At 49.9% G+C, this 16,081-nt stretch carries 16 protein-coding genes; 3 read left to right on the top strand and 13 right to left on the bottom strand.

Annotation, left to right across the window (positions count from 1 at the left end; translation table 11 throughout):
* Positions 1-103: 103 nt before the first annotated feature.
* The 7 genes from AC0L73_RS10305 to AC0L73_RS10275 form a co-directional block, all read right to left on the bottom strand.
* Entirely contained in the window at positions 104-724 is a 621-nt protein-coding gene (locus AC0L73_RS10305) for a hypothetical protein (RefSeq protein WP_473653690.1), read from the bottom strand.
* Between the two features lie 14 nt (positions 725-738).
* Positions 739-1,056, bottom strand: a complete 318-nt coding sequence (locus AC0L73_RS10300; protein WP_473653689.1) for a glycosyltransferase family 2 protein — start codon at positions 1,054-1,056, stop codon at positions 739-741.
* 9 nt (positions 1,057-1,065) lie between these two features.
* Positions 1,066-2,025, bottom strand: a complete 960-nt coding sequence (locus AC0L73_RS10295) for a glycosyltransferase family 2 protein (protein ID WP_227948311.1) — start codon at positions 2,023-2,025, stop codon at positions 1,066-1,068.
* 62 nt (positions 2,026-2,087) lie between these two features.
* The gene (locus AC0L73_RS10290; protein WP_473653688.1) at positions 2,088-2,564 is read right to left on the bottom strand and encodes a glycosyltransferase family 4 protein; all 477 of its coding nucleotides are present in this window, start codon (positions 2,562-2,564) and stop codon (positions 2,088-2,090) included.
* Positions 2,501-3,256, bottom strand: coding sequence for a glycosyltransferase family protein (locus AC0L73_RS10285; RefSeq protein ID WP_473653687.1), 756 nt, complete (start codon positions 3,254-3,256; stop codon positions 2,501-2,503). The genes AC0L73_RS10290 and AC0L73_RS10285 overlap by 64 nt, the downstream gene beginning before the upstream one ends.
* A 227-nt stretch (positions 3,257-3,483) precedes the next feature.
* Positions 3,484-4,767 carry an HlyD family type I secretion periplasmic adaptor subunit gene (locus AC0L73_RS10280; RefSeq protein WP_227948313.1) on the bottom strand — a complete coding sequence of 428 codons (1,284 nt, stop codon included), beginning with the start codon at positions 4,765-4,767 and terminating at the stop codon, positions 3,484-3,486.
* The gene (locus AC0L73_RS10275; RefSeq protein ID WP_227948314.1) at positions 4,764-6,833 is read right to left on the bottom strand and encodes a type I secretion system permease/ATPase; all 2,070 of its coding nucleotides are present in this window, start codon (positions 6,831-6,833) and stop codon (positions 4,764-4,766) included. The genes AC0L73_RS10280 and AC0L73_RS10275 overlap by 4 nt, the downstream gene beginning before the upstream one ends.
* A 338-nt stretch (positions 6,834-7,171) precedes the next feature.
* On the opposite strand from AC0L73_RS10275, the gene AC0L73_RS10270 reads away from it, so the two are divergent.
* On the top strand, positions 7,172-7,804 hold the full coding sequence (locus AC0L73_RS10270) for an XrtA/PEP-CTERM system exopolysaccharide export protein (protein WP_227948315.1): 633 nt from the start codon (positions 7,172-7,174) through the stop codon (positions 7,802-7,804).
* A 62-nt stretch (positions 7,805-7,866) separates the two neighbouring features.
* Entirely contained in the window at positions 7,867-9,333 is a 1,467-nt protein-coding gene (locus AC0L73_RS10265; protein ID WP_227948316.1) for a TIGR03016 family PEP-CTERM system-associated outer membrane protein, read from the top strand.
* 69 nt (positions 9,334-9,402) lie between these two features.
* On the opposite strand, the gene AC0L73_RS10260 is transcribed toward AC0L73_RS10265, so the two are convergent.
* From AC0L73_RS10260 to AC0L73_RS10235, 6 genes are all read right to left on the bottom strand, one after another.
* Positions 9,403-10,353, bottom strand: a complete 951-nt coding sequence (locus AC0L73_RS10260) for an ExeA family protein (protein WP_227948317.1) — start codon at positions 10,351-10,353, stop codon at positions 9,403-9,405.
* A gap of 53 nt (positions 10,354-10,406) precedes the next feature.
* The gene (locus AC0L73_RS10255; RefSeq protein ID WP_473653686.1) at positions 10,407-11,309 is read right to left on the bottom strand and encodes a tetratricopeptide repeat protein; all 903 of its coding nucleotides are present in this window, start codon (positions 11,307-11,309) and stop codon (positions 10,407-10,409) included.
* Positions 11,224-12,843 (bottom strand): tetratricopeptide repeat protein, encoded by a 1,620-nt coding sequence (locus AC0L73_RS10250; protein ID WP_473653685.1) that lies wholly within the window; start codon positions 12,841-12,843, stop codon positions 11,224-11,226. The genes AC0L73_RS10255 and AC0L73_RS10250 overlap by 86 nt, the downstream gene beginning before the upstream one ends.
* 227 nt (positions 12,844-13,070) lie before the next feature.
* Positions 13,071-13,586: a glycosyltransferase gene (locus AC0L73_RS10245; protein WP_473653684.1), complete on the bottom strand. Its 516-nt coding sequence runs from the start codon at positions 13,584-13,586 to the stop codon at positions 13,071-13,073.
* Complete coding sequence (locus tag AC0L73_RS10240; RefSeq protein WP_227948320.1) at positions 13,583-14,077, bottom strand: glycosyltransferase family protein; 495 nt, start codon at positions 14,075-14,077, stop codon at positions 13,583-13,585. The genes AC0L73_RS10245 and AC0L73_RS10240 overlap by 4 nt, the downstream gene beginning before the upstream one ends.
* Before the next feature lie 33 nt (positions 14,078-14,110).
* Positions 14,111-14,815, bottom strand: coding sequence for a polysaccharide deacetylase family protein (locus AC0L73_RS10235; RefSeq protein WP_473653683.1), 705 nt, complete (start codon positions 14,813-14,815; stop codon positions 14,111-14,113).
* Positions 14,816-15,064: 249 nt separating this feature from the next.
* Here AC0L73_RS10235 and AC0L73_RS10230 point away from each other — a divergent pair, with 249 nt between their 5' ends.
* Positions 15,065-16,042, top strand: a complete 978-nt coding sequence (locus AC0L73_RS10230; RefSeq protein WP_227948322.1) for a glycosyltransferase family 2 protein — start codon at positions 15,065-15,067, stop codon at positions 16,040-16,042.
* Positions 16,043-16,081 lie beyond the last annotated feature (39 nt).

The raw sequence follows: 16,081 nt of genomic DNA, 5'->3' as shown, positions 1-16,081 counted from the left end.
AATAGGCCAAGACACAAGAAACGGCCCGGCGAACATCAAATTTGAAGGTTCGCCGGGCCGTTTTTCTTTGAGCCACTGCTATTTAATAATGCTACCGCGCCAGTCACCCTGCTTTTGTGATTGCTTCCGAAAGGAAATACCCAGCGCAATAAAAATCAGCAGAACAATGGTTTTCAGGCTGGGACAATCCAAGAATTCCCGCATGAGGATTTTTATCGCACTGGCCGCGCCGTCCAGACCACGCTAGAATCTTAGCGCAATATCTGATTGATCCATGCTGATTATCGACCAGCAACTTTCGACCTGCGGCAGATGCCGATGCTGCCGCAGGTGTTTTCAGGACAGCCTTCAGGCTATCCACCCTGCTCTCCCACAATGCCAGCTGATCCTGTGACATGCTGTTTGCCCTGAGACGCCATATGCCGCAGGGATTCTCGATGGTGATGAGATCGAATTGAAGAAACAATTCAAGAAGATAATTGAAATCCACGGTCAGCTTGATTGTTGGGTCAAAGACGAGACCATCTTTCAGAATCTGCTCAATTGCCCGACGCCTGACCAAGCCGAAATTAATCAACGGCGACGTGGAATCATACAAATATGCAGGTAATATTTCTTCGGGTTTGTAGAAATGGATATCCGGTATCGTAGGAATGCTGCGGTCTTTAATCCTAGCAAACTGGTTGTCATGGGCACTGTGAAAAGCTCCAAAACAAAGCTCCACATCCGGTCTGTCGCTTAAAATGCGGACGGCCGTCTCGATAAACTGGGGGAAAAAATATCATCCGCGTCAAGAAACGCAATCAGGCTTCCCGTTGATGCCTGATACCCCGTATTGCGAGCGCCGCCGACACCTTTATTGAACTCATGACGAATATATTTTACCCGTTCTATCCGGTCTCCAAGCGCGGCGACAACATCCTCAGGTCCGCAGTCATCAACAACAATGATTTCGTCCGGGACGCGCGTCTGATTTAATACGGAATCGACCGTCTCTGCAATGGTGGCGGAGGAGTTATATGCCGGGATGATGACGGATACTGTTTCTGAAGTCATTCACTAGCTCTAATATTTCATGCCGCCATATTCAATCTTCTTTTTTTGCAGCCCGAAGAAAACGAGAAACAAAAGAACCAATGTCTTGATCTGCGGCGATCGTTTGAACTCATTGAACAAATGTTCTGTTGCTTGTTTTCGCGCCCCGCTATTGGCGAGAACCCTCGCATACAGCCGGGCCGCCGATCCTCTCATTTTCTTTAATAGACTTATATGAAAGGCGGATAGCGAAAGTTCATCAGATATATCAATCAATGAATCAAGCGCAATTGCGCGGGAGGACCAAATTTTTGCCTGATCGCGCGAAATACTATTGGGACGCAGGAAATAAACGCCCATCGGATTTTGGATATAAAGAGCATCAAATTTGGCAAGAACACGGACGAACATCTGAAAATCTTCATTGCTCACAAGAGACGTTGAAAACAGGTCACTGTTTCGGCTTATCTGGTCAAGGGCGGATTTTCGAAAAATACTGAAGGATGGAATGAAAGCACCGGTGTGATCCAGATAAAAGGTCAGTCCCTCTCCCTTGGAAAGTGATTTTATTTCCGGTTCTTGTTCCTTATGTTCATATAAGATTGGTTCAGCATTGCCATCAAAACACTTATAGAAACTGCCAAAAGCCGCCGCTGCACTCGGGTTCTCTTCCAGCGCCCTCACTGTCACTTTCATGTACTCAGGGCAAAGGATATCGTCTGCATCCAGGAAATAGACAAATTCTCCTGTGGCCTCGGCAAAACCGGTGTTTCGGGCATGGTGAACGCCCTTATTTGTATCATGTCGGATAACCCGAACATCTGGATAGCGGTTCCCAAGGATCTCGCTGACCGGTGTCGTGCTATGATCATCGACAACAATAATCTCGTCCGGAGGGAGTTGTTGGTTGATCAGGGAATCGAGCGTAACGCATATAGTCGCGTCACTATTGTACGCCGGCATAATGACGGAAATTCGGTTATTCGACATACACTAATTGTCCAATACACTAGTTCTCGAAACAGCAAGTTCAGTGATCCCCAACATGCCAGTCAACCCGTTGACGCCTTCTTTTCTGGTGGGGTTTTTTGTAAATTCTCGAGCAAAACGCCAAAATCGTCTCGCCATTTGTCCCAATTTAGCTCATTGACATATTTATCGTGGGCATAAGTCGCCATTTCGTGCAGCTTTTCTTTATCCCGCCAAAGTGTCAGGATACTTTCCGCATACACCTTACCATCTGCCGAAAGTGGCAGCAAAAGGCCCGACTTCCCATCATCAACGACAGAGGGTATTCCACCAGTGGCCGGCGCAATTACCGGCGTTGCAAAGGCTGCCGCCTCAGCAAATACAAGCCCATAGGCTTCTGCCTGAGTTGGCAGCACAAAAAGAGAAGCTTCCGAAAAAAGCTTGTTATACAGCTCGAACTGTCGCGGATCACTCTTCTGAATAGATGCATAAACAGTCACGCCCTTAGGTGGAGCGCCCAAGAATGGGTCACATCCAACAATATAAAGATGCGCATCCACGCCGGTTTTAAGGATATGTTCAAAGGCGGACAGAACAATGTCTCCCCCTTGCGGCCCCAGTCCTTCCCCATAAACAGGATGTTACATCTGTTGTTGAATTTAGTGGCGAGATATTCCTTGGTCACCGTCGGTAACGCGCCAACATTTGCACCCAAACGGATAAGCTTCAGCTTGTCCAGATTAGTACTATAGTCCTTTTGCGCGGAATCGAGTGCCCATTGGGAGGGGAAAATAGAGTAAGAGGAATTCTCAATTACTTTGTGCTCTATTTCGTTGGCTTCCCGCCAAAGCCAGCGAGGCACCTGGCTCATCTCCGGGTAATAGTCAGTCATAACCGCGAATGTTGCATCAGAAATATGCAAGATTGGTGCGCGAGATTTTACATTCGCTAGTTCGGGCGATGCTGCAATTCCGACAACAACGTCCGGCTCCAAATGTTCAAGCTTCTTCTGGATTTCCCTACCTGCTGCCCGGCTGTAGGCATTTGTAACCGATAAGTCCAAGCTTGATCCGAACTTCTTGAATACATAACGGAGAACTCTTGTCAGTGCCAGAATCCATGCCATCTTGGTCGCCCGGACCACGGTTACATCGTCAGAAATTTTCTGAATTTCACGCGTGATGAAAAACGGAGTTCCCGACCAAGCAGAAACATTCGTCGGATCATGACGGGAAACTATGGCGATTTTCATTACTGACGCTTTCAAATCAAGATCTAGTGAAACTTAGCCTAGAGCTCTTCTCTTTAAAAAGAGTAAAATCCAGCTCTTTCTATTTCGCTACTCGCCCAAATTGCCGAGCAAATGTTACGCAAAGAACACGGCCTTACGTCAGAAATTTGCGAGATCCATGACGACAACTATGTGGGAAAGCCTGTTTTCACACAACCGGAGAAAATATTTTCTCTTGTCGCCTTCGATCAATCTTCACGCAACGCGCGGTTAAAACTGAGGATAATCGGATTGACGAAATAGTCCAAGGCGGTTCGCTCTCCGGTCAAAATCATGACATCCGCCTGCATGCCAGGGCGAAGCTGAGTGACCATAATTTCCGCATTCTCCAAATTCTCAATCTGGACGCGGGCCAGATAATAATAGCTGCCGGTGCGCTCATCCTCAATACTATCAGCGGACACGCTGAGCACCTTGCCCTCAGCAGGCAATGAAAACCGCTGGCTAAAAGCGGGGAAACGTATCTGGGCGGGAGCGCCGATATAAACAGAGTCAATATCTTTGGTATTGACCTGCGCCTCCACGATAAGTTGTACATTGTCCGGGACGATATCAAGGATCGTCTCACCTGGCTTGATGACGCCACCAGTCGTATGAACCTGAAGATTGACGACATAACCATCTGTCGGCGCCCGGATTTCCGTTCTGTCGAACACATCTTCGGAAGCGCGGGTCTGTTCTTCCAAATCAAAAATCTGCGCTTGCACATCCCGAAGTTCTGAAACAACTTCGTCAATCATCGCATTGGAAAGCTCGTTTATCTGGAGTTCAACTTCGCCAATGGCCTGCCGGGTTTGTGCAATTCTTGAGATATTCTGGCTGCGGTTCCCGCTGAGCTCTGCAAGGTTACGTTGCAACGCGCGAAGTCGGGGCCGTTTTGCAAGGCTCTTTTTAACAAGGCTTTCGACGTCCTTGATCTCCTCACGGATAAGGGAAATCTGTCGGTCGGACGAAGTGACCTGCCCTTCCAGGCCCTTGATTTCCTCTTCCAGCTGAGAGGCTTTTTGTTTCAGGATCGTGATTTGCCCTTCACGCGATGTCCGGCGGGAATCAAAAATATTCCGCTGCCCTTCCATCGCCTCCTTAATATTGGGCTCGTCTTTTCGTTCAAGCAGCCATTTGGGGAAAGTGATAGAGTCAAGATTGTCCCGTTCTGCAATCAGGCGGGCTTTTTGCGCCAATGCAATAGCGCGACGGCTGCGGATAATTTCTACCGATGCTTTCGACTGCACTTCATCGAGAACAATCAACACATCACCTTCGCTTACAAAGTCACCGTCCTTGATCTTGATTTCTGACACGATGCCGCCTTCAAGATGTTGGACAGATTTCCGGTTGCCTTCAACGCTGACAACTCCCTGGGCTATAGCCGCGCTCCCGAGGGGGGCGAAAGCTGCCCAGCCGACAAATGCGCCAAAGAACAGAAAAATAATCACCAAGCCAAACAAAACTGGCCCGCGCACATTCATCATCGTTTGATTTCCTCAATATATTTCAAGGCACCTGCCTGATCGCCTTTGACGAACAAGGAGTATATTTTTGAAATATCTGCATCAGTTAGGGGTTGCGCTGTCAGAGATTGAATCTTGGCCTTGATTTTATCGCTCGGGCCCATGGTCAGCACAGCAGCCCGTGCTTTCGGCTTTGCCGCACTTCCATTTAGATGGGTACCATTGGTTTTGTGCAGCGTCGGTGCCTTCATCGGTTCGCGATAGGGCGCCCTATATTTCTTTGACACTTTGATGTCCGATGTGGGGGTATAATCCCCCGTTCTTGTCGTTGGTGCGGCAGGCCGCGCCTCTTTTGATTGGTTTTTCTTGACCTGTACTGCCTGATTACCAGGCCCCGGCAATGCTCTTTGGACGCCTTGCAGCTTCATCATCACATCATCACGCGGCCCAAATTCCTGCATGATTCCGTCTTTCAAGACAAGGATCTTGTCGACATGTTTCAAGATATTCGGGCGATGCGCAATAACAACAATCGTCATGCCCTCGGCACGGAGGTTATCCATCGCCCGCATTAGCGCCGACTCTCCAACACTGTCTAGATTGGCATTCGGTTCATCCAGAACGAGAAGGCTGGGATTTCCGTAAAGGGCGCGAGCAAGTGCAATGCGCTGCCGCTGACCGCCGGAAAGTGCCGCACCACTCTCACCGATTTCCGTCTCATAGCCCTTGTCCATCCGCAAGACCATGTCATGAATTCCGGCTTTTTTCGCAGACGCAATAACAAGTGCCGGGTCCCCATCATTCATCCGTGCGATATTTTCGCGAATGGTACCGGAGAAAAGCTCGATATCCTGTGGTAGGTAGCCGATATATTGGCCGCGGTCATCCGCGCTCCATTCCGCCACATCCATTTCATCAAGTCGGGCGTGGCCAAAGCGTGGCTTCAAATTGCCGACTAGCAACCGTACAAGCGTCGTTTTACCTGCTGCCGTCGGTCCGATGATGCCAAGAATTTCACCGGGCTCAATCCGGAAGTTGATATTACGGAGGATCGGCTCCTTGGTATTTGGATGGGTATAGCTCAAGCCCTCCACCGCGACCACACCTTGCGGTCGGGGAAGTGGCATCAGATCCGTACCGGGCGGCGAGCTTTGTTCCAGCTGCGTTTTCAGCCGACTATAAGCTGCGCGTGCACCCAGGAATCCTTTCCAGGAACCAATTGCTTGTTCAACCGGGGCTAGCGCGCGTCCCATAATAATGGAGCCGGCGATCATTGCACCCGGGCTCATCTCAGCCTGAATTACCAGCCAGGCGCCCGCCCCCGTCACCCCGATCTGCAACATCACCCGGACGAATTTGGAGGCCGCAGAGATAACGCCGCCCCGATCGCTTGCCTGCGCCTGCAGCGCAAGAGAATCTGCATGGCGGGTATTCCAGCGATTGATAAGCTGGGGCATCATGCCCATCGCCTCAATCACATCTGCATTACGCGAGGCGGTCTCCGCCTGCTTCATCGCCACCATCTGGTGACCATTAGATTCAGCAAGCAGCTTGCGCGTCGCCCGTTCATTGACAATTCCCAGAATGAGTAGAATGATCGCACCGATGAGGGAAATCCATCCAAGGACCGGATGCAGCAGGAACATAACGCCAAGGAAAATTGGAGCAAAAGGTGCATCCAGAATCGGGAAAATACCGGGACCCGTCAGGAATGACCGGAAATTGCCAAGATCACGAAGAGCCTGAACACTGGCTTCCCGACCTGTGGTCAATGTTGACATAATGCTTGCGGTGAGCGCCGCGCCACCGATCTGACTATCCAGCCAACGACTCATTCGCACAAGAATGAATGTCCGGACCCCCTCCAGCAGCGCCATGGTTAACAAAGCAAGGCCCGCAATCAGCATCAATAGGACGAGTGTATCAGTATTGCGGCTGGTAATAACGCGATCAAACACCTGCATCATGAACAGCGGTGCCGTTAACATCAGTAGATTAATGGCGAGGCCAAAAACTGCCAGGATTATGAAGACCCGGGAACATTTATCCAAAGTTTCCTTTAGAAGCGGGTTATTCTGTATGCTCACGCGTCCCTCTATAAGTCTTAACCAGCCTTAAGCTGGATCATATTGAATGACAGCGTCTTTGCCAATGCTCGATGAACCTGCATCGTACATAAAAATGCTGAAATAAGGATTAAAATATCTACTAATAAAACGTCCAAACTCAGGGTAATGTGATATCACCGCAGCGAGGAGCGTACAAACTAATGTTGCATTATGGCCATTTTTAGGGAAATACTGGAAAAAAATATGGCGTTACCCTTAGAATTAGCGGAAATGCTGTGTTACAAGGCGTTATTGTAGATTTAAACCAACTCTGATAATCATATCAGAAGCTTTTTGACTAAGGGGGAGGCACTTACGTGTTTACACTTCTAAAGATAAAGTCCGTTGCCACTCGGACAATCTTGATTTCACTGGCACTGTTTGTTTCGGCCTGTGCGGCGCAAAATCAGGCGGCCTCGGATGCACCGGCTTCCTTGGGCACCGCGCCCCAGTATGTTATCGGACCACAGGATGAACTGGACGTTTTTGTCTGGCAGAATCCGGATCTATCCGTCACTGTTCCGGTTCGTCCCGACGGTCGTATCTCTACACCGCTGGTTGACGACATGGTGGCAGCGTCCAAAACTTCTCAGGAGTTGGCACGTGACATCGAAAAATCTCTCTCCAAATATGTGAAAGATCCGCTCGTAACCGTGACTGTCCGTTCCTTCAACGGCCCGTATGATCAGCAAATTCGTATTGTTGGACAGGCTTCCGAGCCCAAGGCCATTCCTTACCGCAACGACATGACAGTCCTTGATGCCATCATTGCGGTTGGCGGTATGACTGAGTTTGCCGCTGGTAACCGTGCTGTTATCGTTCGTAACGAAGATGGTACAAAGAAATCCTATAGTGTTCGCCTTGATGACCTGATTGTTGATGGTGATGTATCGGCGAACGTACCGCTGCTGCCCGGCGATATTCTCATCATCCCGCAAAGCTGGTTCTAGGATTGGCGGCAATTTAGATTGCCGTTTGTTGAGGGTGGAATAAAATAGAAGGTAGTCGCATTGTGCTAAATGCAAACCAGCTCGTTTTCGGAAAAAAATCACGCGTATCGCTGGCGATCGGATGTATCGTCGCCAGCGGAATGCTGATTCCGTCCGGAAACGCCCGGGCCGCAGAATGGATGTTCAGTCCCTATATCGGCTTGGGTGAAACATACACGGATAATGCTTTCGGCACCTCTTCAGACAGAAAAGATGATTTTATAACAAACCTGAATGCCGGATTCACGATTGAAGGTGTCGGTCGCCGCATGCAGCTTACCGCCTCCTATGATCTTGGTTACGATATGTACGCGGAATATTCAGATTTGAATGGGTTCACACATAACCTATTAGGATCTGCAAAAACAGAACTGTTGGAAGAACATCTGTTTCTTGATACGGAAATCGCCATAACGCAGGAGCGTTTTTCCAGTGACGGGGATACATCCTTTTCTGACCGGACAACATCCGGCGACAGTACGCGCGTCCTAAACACACGGATAAGCCCTTATTATCAGCATGACTTTGGCGGCTATGCGACAGGTATCGCACGCTATACCCACAGCATGGTCACTTTCACTGACACGAATTCCGACATTGCTTCGACGGAACCGTCTGATTCACAAACCAACAGGATTGATCTCAGCCTGCTGAGCGGGCGTGCTTTCTCCCGGACGAAGTGGGCAGCGGAAGCCTTTGCTCTCGACAACCAGGTCAACGACGGAGACGATTTCAAGCGTGCCACGTTCAAGGGCTCGGGCCAAATGCCGATCAATCGGTATGTTGCCCTGCTCGCATCGGCGGGTTGGGATGAGTTCGACGGCGAAAATATTGACAACAATCAAATCAGCGGTGCCTTTTACAGTGGTGGCGTACGCCTCACTCCGGGTCCAAGAACTGATTTGAGCGTTCAGGTCGGCCATCGTTTTGGCGGCGGCATGGTGGATGCAGATCTGACCTACCTGATCTCCAGCGAAGCAAGCCTTATTGCCGGATATCATGTGGACGTCGCTGGCTCTGGCGGAGATGCTTTTGCCAACACCGCAGTTCTGGACACGAATGGCAGTCTTTCCAACCCGAATTATTTCCCAGGCGGCTACACAGACGCCATTACCAAGTCCAAAATAGCAACGGTAGGACTGACCGGGGAAAAGGGACGCAATATATACTCTGCAACCGCCAGCTATATCACTCGCGATTTCTTGAGCGACGGCACGGATGAAGAAGTCATTTCCTTTGATGGTAGTTACTCAAGGCAGTTATCTCGCCGTCTCGAATGGTCTTTACTCGGCGGATATGCTGAAATCCTAGACTCGCAGGTTACTGGCGGCAAGGAAACAGCTTATTACGGGCAGACTGGCGTTAATTATCAGTTCTCGGCCACCCTGATAGGATCGCTTTCCTACGGCTATTACAATCGGGATGCAGAAACCGATATTGACGATCTTCGGGAAAATACGGTTTCCATTTCTGTTCGGAAAGAATTTTAAGGCTTACACGCCGTCTGAAGCGAATGTGCGGTTAGACCGTCGATATGCTTCAGGCGGCGTTTGTTTGACTTAGCCGTGCGAACGGAGCTTCTTGGCGATCAACTTTGCAAGCTCCTTGTCATGAATGACAAGCGCCGGTTGCTCTTTTTCCATTTCCTCTTTTGACTGAACCGGCAACCGGCGTGTATCTTCGGCCCCTTTCGGGGCGCCGACATCAAAAATACCATGAGTCTGCTTGTCGCGGATCACTTCATCGACGATGCCCCCGTCAATTTCTGGCGCCATGCGCGCGAACCCATATACCAGGCATGTATCGGCGAGGATATTAATTATCCGCGGAATACCACGACTTGCCTCGAACAGTTTTTCACAGGCATCCATAGTAAATAATGGCAAATCGCGTCCCGCAGTAGAAAGACGGTGCTTGATATAGGCATCGATATCCTCTGCGGTCAGCGGCGCAAGATGAAAATCTGACGCGATACGCTGCGCGAACTGGGTCAGTTCCGGCGCCTGCAACAACCCCTTCAACTGCGGCTGACCTACCAGGATCAACTGCAGGAGCTGGTCATTATCGGCATTGATATTGGAAAGAAGACGCAATTGTTCCAAAAGCTTAGGGCCCAGGTTTTGTGCCTCATCAACGATCAGAATTGTTCGGCGTCCCTCCGCATATTCGCGAATCAAAAACTGTTGTAGTTCATCATGCAGCCCAACGTGGGACTTGCCTTCATACGCTTGACCAAAGGCCATCAGAACCCATTGCAGCAAATCTCCATCCTGAATATTTGATACCAGGCCAACAGTGAAATCTTCATCCAGCCGATCAAGAAGATGGCGGATAAGTGTTGTTTTACCACACCCGATTTCACCAGTAACAACCGTAAACCCCGCCCGGTTCATCACCCCATATTCAAGCATGGAATAGGCGAGGGAATGGCTATGCCCCCAATAGAGATAGTTTGGGTCGGGCAGGATAGAAAAAGGTTTCTGATCCAGTCCATAAAATTCTCTATACATCTATATTTGCTTTCACCAGTCGTACCGGATTAATAAAAAAACATTGCTTCAAATTAGTTCGTTTTGGGAATTGCGCGCAACTCCGAGAGAGTCTTTTCCGCATCCTTAATCTGTGAAAACGGTTGCGTCTTGCCCAGCGTTACCGCTTGGTCAAGCTCCCTGATCGCATTATTGCGATTCCCTTCCGCCTTGTAGGCCATTCCGAGATGATAGCGGAGAATTGCTACATTCGGTTCTTTATCAACAGCGCTTCGGAGCAGCGGGGTGGCCATATTATATTCGCCCCGCCGATAATGAACCCAGCCCAGAGTATCCTGAAAATAGGGAACTTTCGAGTTCCGAAAGCGTTTCGCCAAGGTATAGGCCCACTGCAATTCATCTTCATTCTCTGCATGCTCCGCGACCAGGCTGGCGAGGTTGTTAACCACAATCTCCGAGTTCGGCTTCGCTTCAAGAAGCATCTCATATACCTCGATCGCGGCGGAATAGTCGCCTTCGGATTCATAAAGACCCGCCTGGATCATATTAAGCATAAACCCATCCGGTGTCACCTTCAGCCCTTCACCCAGAACCGCCTCTGCATCTTTTTTATTCCCGGTCGTCAGAAAATGTTTTACGAGAATGACGTAACCCGACTCTTCTTGCGGATCACCGGCAATGGCATCCCGGATCAGTTTTATCGCCTCCTGCGGCTCGTTCTTGCTAAACTTGATTTCGGCCAAAAGCTTACTTGCAAGATAGTTACTTTGGCTGCTGGCGAGAACATTGGTGAGGAAAGCTTCCGCCTTGTCGACATCACCATCCCGAAGATATGCCTGAACCAGTAACTGCATGGCCTGTCCCGCTTCGGGTGTTACTTCGTAAGCCTTCTCAAAAGCATTCCGGCTCTCTTCCAGGTTTTGCATGCCCGCCAGTGCTGCGCCGCTTATCTGATATCCTGCCAGAATCCGTTTCATTTAGCGTTTGCAACCGCGCCGCCAACTCTTCCGCCGCGATCCAGTCTTGCTTACGAAGCTTGACCTCGGCCAGCAGTTTCAAGGCGTTTATTTCGTTCGGGTTTTTCAATACTAGCTTTTCTAGAAGTCTTTCTGCTCGCCGCAATTCTCCATGGCGAATAAAAAACTGGGCATAGACCATGCCGACTCGGGGCGACTCATTACTGAACCGGTACGCCGCGGCAAAGCGGTCTTCTGCAAGTTCCAGGCTGCCATTAATTTCATGAGCTTTGGCGAGCAGCAAGGCCGCCCGCGCGGACCGAGGTTGCTGCCATATTGAAGAGCGAAGGTTCGAAATCGCCAAGTCTATTTCGCCCTCATCAATTAACAGCGCGCCGATAAGGATCAGCGCGTCGGTATTAGTCGGATCCATATCCAGGACGGTACGGGTCAGACTTTCCGCTTCTTCCAAGTCCCCGCGGGTGAAATGAAGCTGTGCCAGCTTGTTTCTGGCAACGATCTCATCTTCAACAGTTCGGGCGCGGTCGATGATGGACCCTAGAATGACCATCGCCCGTTCGTCATCGTCCCCGGCTTCTGCCAGTGCTGCTAGTGCAAAACGGTAATCGACAACATCCGGATACTTCTCAATCAACTGCTCTAGCTCGAGAGCGGCGGCTTCATCCCCCTTTGCTGACTTAGCAAACCGAACCACATCCAGGCTGGCATCGACATCTTCCGGATTCTCTGCTGCAATCTGACGGATTTCTTTTTCCGCCTCTTCCTGTCGATCGATTTTTAGATAGAAACGGACAAGGCTCTTACGAAAAGCCGTGTTCTCCGGATTGTTGGCAATCAGCTGCGAGAACACGTCAATAATTTCTTCTGACCGGCCAAGGTTTTCCAGCGCGCGAATCTTTACGACCTGCAGCTGGGCATTATTTGTATTGTGTACAAGGCCATCATCAAGAATTTTAACAGCAGCGGCGGGCTCACCCACGGAAAGTTTTTCCGCTGAAAGAATAAGGATTGAATCAATATTAGACGGATCTAGTTCGAGGGACTTCTCTGCCGCCGCGATGGCGCCCGTCTTATCGCCCAAACGAAACATGACAGCTGATTTCAGGGCAAGTGCATCGGGGTTATTCGGCGCAAGCTCCATAACGAGATCGCTGGTTTCCAGCGCTTCCTCCAACTTTCCCGACAACAGCATAATCTTGCCGTAGCGCACCTGCGCCTTAAGATGTTTTGGGTCAATCTCAATTGCCTTGAGAATATCGCCCGTATACTTCCGCCAGTTCCCGTCGTTTTCCTCGACGAGAGCGAGGCCGTACCAACCATCCGCAAAATTTTCCTTGAGTTGCAGGGCATTGCGAAACTCGATGCCCGCCTTAGCATAATTGCCCTGCTCTACAAATGCCATTCCAGCTGAATAGTGGGCTAGAGCCTTTTCCTCCGGTGTATCACAGGCGGCAAGGGTTAAAAGGATGATCGCCAACGCGACAACGCTTGTCAGCCGTGACTTAAAACACGCAATTTTACTTCCAAGCGCCATTTTCTAACCTTTTGTCCCTTTTTCTCATATAAGCCGAAGCTTCACTATTACACATATATGCAACCATTTGTGGCTTCAAACACTCAATTTCATTGCACAGCTGCAAAATATATCAGACGGCGGGAAACATAATGCCCTCCGACCGGATAACGTGGATCGCCATAGATATCCAGTTTATCCTCGATATCTCAAAATATGCTTAATGATCCGTTCAGAATTGCAGGCGCTCACATATTTTCCGGCGCCTGTCCGTCATATATAAAATTGCGCAGTGCCTGAAGGAGGTCTGGTTCCGCAAACTCACTGGCCGCCTCATCAATTTTAGAAGGAGGATTGGCGAGAAGATCATCAAGAACTGAGCCGAGTTCAGTCTCGTCATTTGCGACGTAAATTCCACTTCGTCGGGCGAACTGTTCCGCCGTTGCAATCTGGTGATCGTTGCGGGTTTCTTTAAACGCGCCTCTGCGCGGCATGATCAATAGCGGCTTCTTCATCGTCAGGGCAGTAATGATCGTACCCATGCCTGCATGAGCGACAATCAGATCCGCCTCTTCAAACCGGCTTTTGAAGCTGTCAGGATCGAGAAAACTCTGCCAGGCAAAATTTCGGGGCTTGTATCCCTCCTCACCCAACTCTGCCACTTGCGCAAACATATCCTTATATCCAGATTCCAGCGCCCAGCTATCAAGCCCCTTGATCAGGCGGTCAAAGCGCAGTTCATGTCCGACAGTTACGAATATCATACAACTGACCCCTTAAATTCCGGACCTTTTTTGCCATCTCGATCACCGGCTAGATGCTCCCACTGCGTGAGCCAGAGGTCGGCGCAGCCCCCTGCTTTCTGACCGGACAGGGATAACGCCCCCGCATTGGCGATGCTGTCCACCCAGATTGTGCGTGCGCCCATTAGTTTGCCAATTTTAAAGGCGAAGAAGCCCGCGGCAGCTCCCGTAGACACAATAACATCGGGTCGTTCACGGATCAGGATCATCAAAATTCCTGCCAATTGTCGTAAAAGCCTGAACTTCTGCCATCGGTTGGCATCCACCACGCGGTAAAAGCGGGGCGTTGATTGTCCGCGGCGTTCTGCATCTGCGATCAGATCCTCCCGATAACCTTCCTTCGTGGTTACGTAAACGGCATCACAATCGTCCCAGGCCGCGCGTAGCCGCTGCAGCTGAACCCAGTGGCCACCGGCCGAGGAAATCGCCAGTATTTTCGGTTTGTCAGACATGGATACTCAATCTCTTTACTACTAAAATCTATGTCAGGCGTTCTGTTGAAGCTGGCCAAATGTCCGGACGGAAAAATTCTCCGCCTTCGCCATTTCAAGCAGCTGCCTCGTCGCCTCCAGTACGAATTTATTTCGGTCTTCGTTATTCTTGCGTTCGAAATCATGCAGAAGGACAACGCCGCCACCGGCATTCTTTACAGTTTCGACCAGCTTTTCAGGCGGAATTGTTTCCGGGCAGGTATCGGTTGAATCAATCGTCCACCAAGCCATCCGGCGACCCTTCAGCAAAGTCTGAAGGAGTGTCGCAAGTGTGATTTTCCCATTCGGCGGGCGGAAGTAGGTAACATTGACATCGTTCCGGTTTAGGCAATCTACGCCTGCCTCTATGTCATTTGCGACTTTCCAGGGAAGATCTTTCCACGCATTCAGATGTGCGTAGGAATGGCTGCCGATTTCATGCCCGTTCGCGGCAATTTTCAGTACCACCTCCGAATTACTATCTGCCTGCACGCCAAGGACGAAGAAGGTAGCAGGCGCATTATATTCGGCCAGCAGATCAAGAAGCTCTGGCGTGAAATGGGCGCTTGGTCCATCATCATAGGTCAGCACTACTGTATTGGAGGCCCTGCATCGCGCTTCCAAATTTCTGACATTGGCGCGCCTGTATAAATAGGGAAGCACAATCCAGAATCCCAAAGCGGCAAGTATCACCAGACCAAGCGTAATTACTGCAAGCATTCTCGAATCCTGATAAGTTCGTCACGTTCTCTGACATTAAGCTTCAATATAGGTAACAGAATCTCGATATTTAGTTAATTTGTTTAAAACTGCATTGCTGTAATTGTTTTTAACAAAGCGAAAATCATTTTTTGCAACAGGATTTTAATTAAATTCGGCGATAGTTTTCCCTGCCCAAAGGCGATTAGCGGAAGGCCATCCCGAAATTCCGTTATAATATGTACTTTATAAGTCTAGGATCTGGAGTTTATGAGCCTTTCATCGCAGCAAAATGCAGAGCTGGCAAAAACGCCCGCCGTTTCCATTATCGTCATCAGTTACAATACGCGCGAGATGACGCTAAAAGCCCTTGAAACGACTTTTGCGGAAACCCGGGAAACACCTTTCGAGATTATTGTCATCGACAATGCGTCAACGGATGGGTCGGCCGAGGCACTCACAGAACAATATGCGGACAAAGCGAAAGTTATGTGCCTGGATGAGAATCTTGGTTTTGCTGCCGCTAACAACCTCGCCGCAAAGGATGCGACGGGCGAGTTTCTATTGCTGCTCAACCCGGATACGGAAGTACTTGATGGCGCGATCGACAAATTAATGGCCTTCGCGGAAACCTATCCCGATGCGGGCATCTGGGGCGGGCGCACCCTGTTCGCAGACAGAACGCTCAACCCGACATCCTGCTGGACCAACATGAGCCTTTGGAGCCTGACAAGCCAGGCACTTGGCTTTTCTTCGATGTTTCGTAATTCCAGTTTTTTTAATCCGGAAGGCATGGGCAGCTGGGACCGGGAAGGGATCCGGCAGGTTGACGTGGTCACCGGTTGCTTTTTTCTTATCCGGCGGGACTTCTGGAACAGCCTAGGCGGGTTCGATAAAGCCTTTTTTATGTATGCAGAAGAAGCGGACCTCTGTGCACGCGCGGCAAAAGCCGGAGCGAAACCCATGGTCACATCAGAAGCCACAATCATTCACCACGGCGGCGCATCGGAAACGGTCCAATCAGACAAGCTTGTGCGGCTGATAAAGGCAAAAATGACGCTTATATATAAGCACTTTCCCGCAGCAACGCGGGGACTGGCCATGTGGCTGATGAAACTTTGGCCACTATCGCGTTATCTCGCGCATCTCATCCTTGCCAAGATCGGGCGCCAAAGTTCAAAGGAATCGGTTAAAGTCTGGAAGAGTGTATGGGACCGACGGGATATTTGGACGGATGTGACCGACTAGATCCGCCGCCTTTTTAACCAACCAGATTTATAAGAAATT

The organism is Sneathiella sp. D3-11 (genome assembly GCF_055809395.1).
The sequence above is the reverse complement of the archived record's forward strand: the minus strand, read 5'-3'. Positions and strand labels throughout refer to the sequence as shown.

Coding starts and splice junctions, on each gene's coding strand:
- AC0L73_RS10255 (WP_473653686.1), bottom strand. CDS start 11,309: ATGAAACGGATTCTGGCAGGATATCAGATAAGCGGCGCAGCACTGGCG.
- AC0L73_RS10235 (WP_473653683.1), bottom strand. CDS start 14,815: ATGCTTGCAGTAATTACGCTTGGTCTGGTGATACTTGCCGCTTTGGGA.
- AC0L73_RS10245 (WP_473653684.1), bottom strand. CDS start 13,586: ATGATATTCGTAACTGTCGGACATGAACTGCGCTTTGACCGCCTGATC.
- AC0L73_RS10240 (WP_227948320.1), bottom strand. CDS start 14,077: ATGTCTGACAAACCGAAAATACTGGCGATTTCCTCGGCCGGTGGCCAC.
- AC0L73_RS10295 (WP_227948311.1), bottom strand. CDS start 2,025: ATGTCGAATAACCGAATTTCCGTCATTATGCCGGCGTACAATAGTGAC.
- AC0L73_RS10280 (WP_227948313.1), bottom strand. CDS start 4,767: ATGATGAATGTGCGCGGGCCAGTTTTGTTTGGCTTGGTGATTATTTTT.
- AC0L73_RS10300 (WP_473653689.1), bottom strand. CDS start 1,056: ATGACTTCAGAAACAGTATCCGTCATCATCCCGGCATATAACTCCTCC.
- AC0L73_RS10285 (WP_473653687.1), bottom strand. CDS start 3,256: ATGAAAATCGCCATAGTTTCCCGTCATGATCCGACGAATGTTTCTGCT.
- AC0L73_RS10250 (WP_473653685.1), bottom strand. CDS start 12,843: ATGGCGCTTGGAAGTAAAATTGCGTGTTTTAAGTCACGGCTGACAAGC.
- AC0L73_RS10230 (WP_227948322.1), top strand. CDS start 15,065: ATGAGCCTTTCATCGCAGCAAAATGCAGAGCTGGCAAAAACGCCCGCC.
- AC0L73_RS10260 (WP_227948317.1), bottom strand. CDS start 10,353: ATGTATAGAGAATTTTATGGACTGGATCAGAAACCTTTTTCTATCCTG.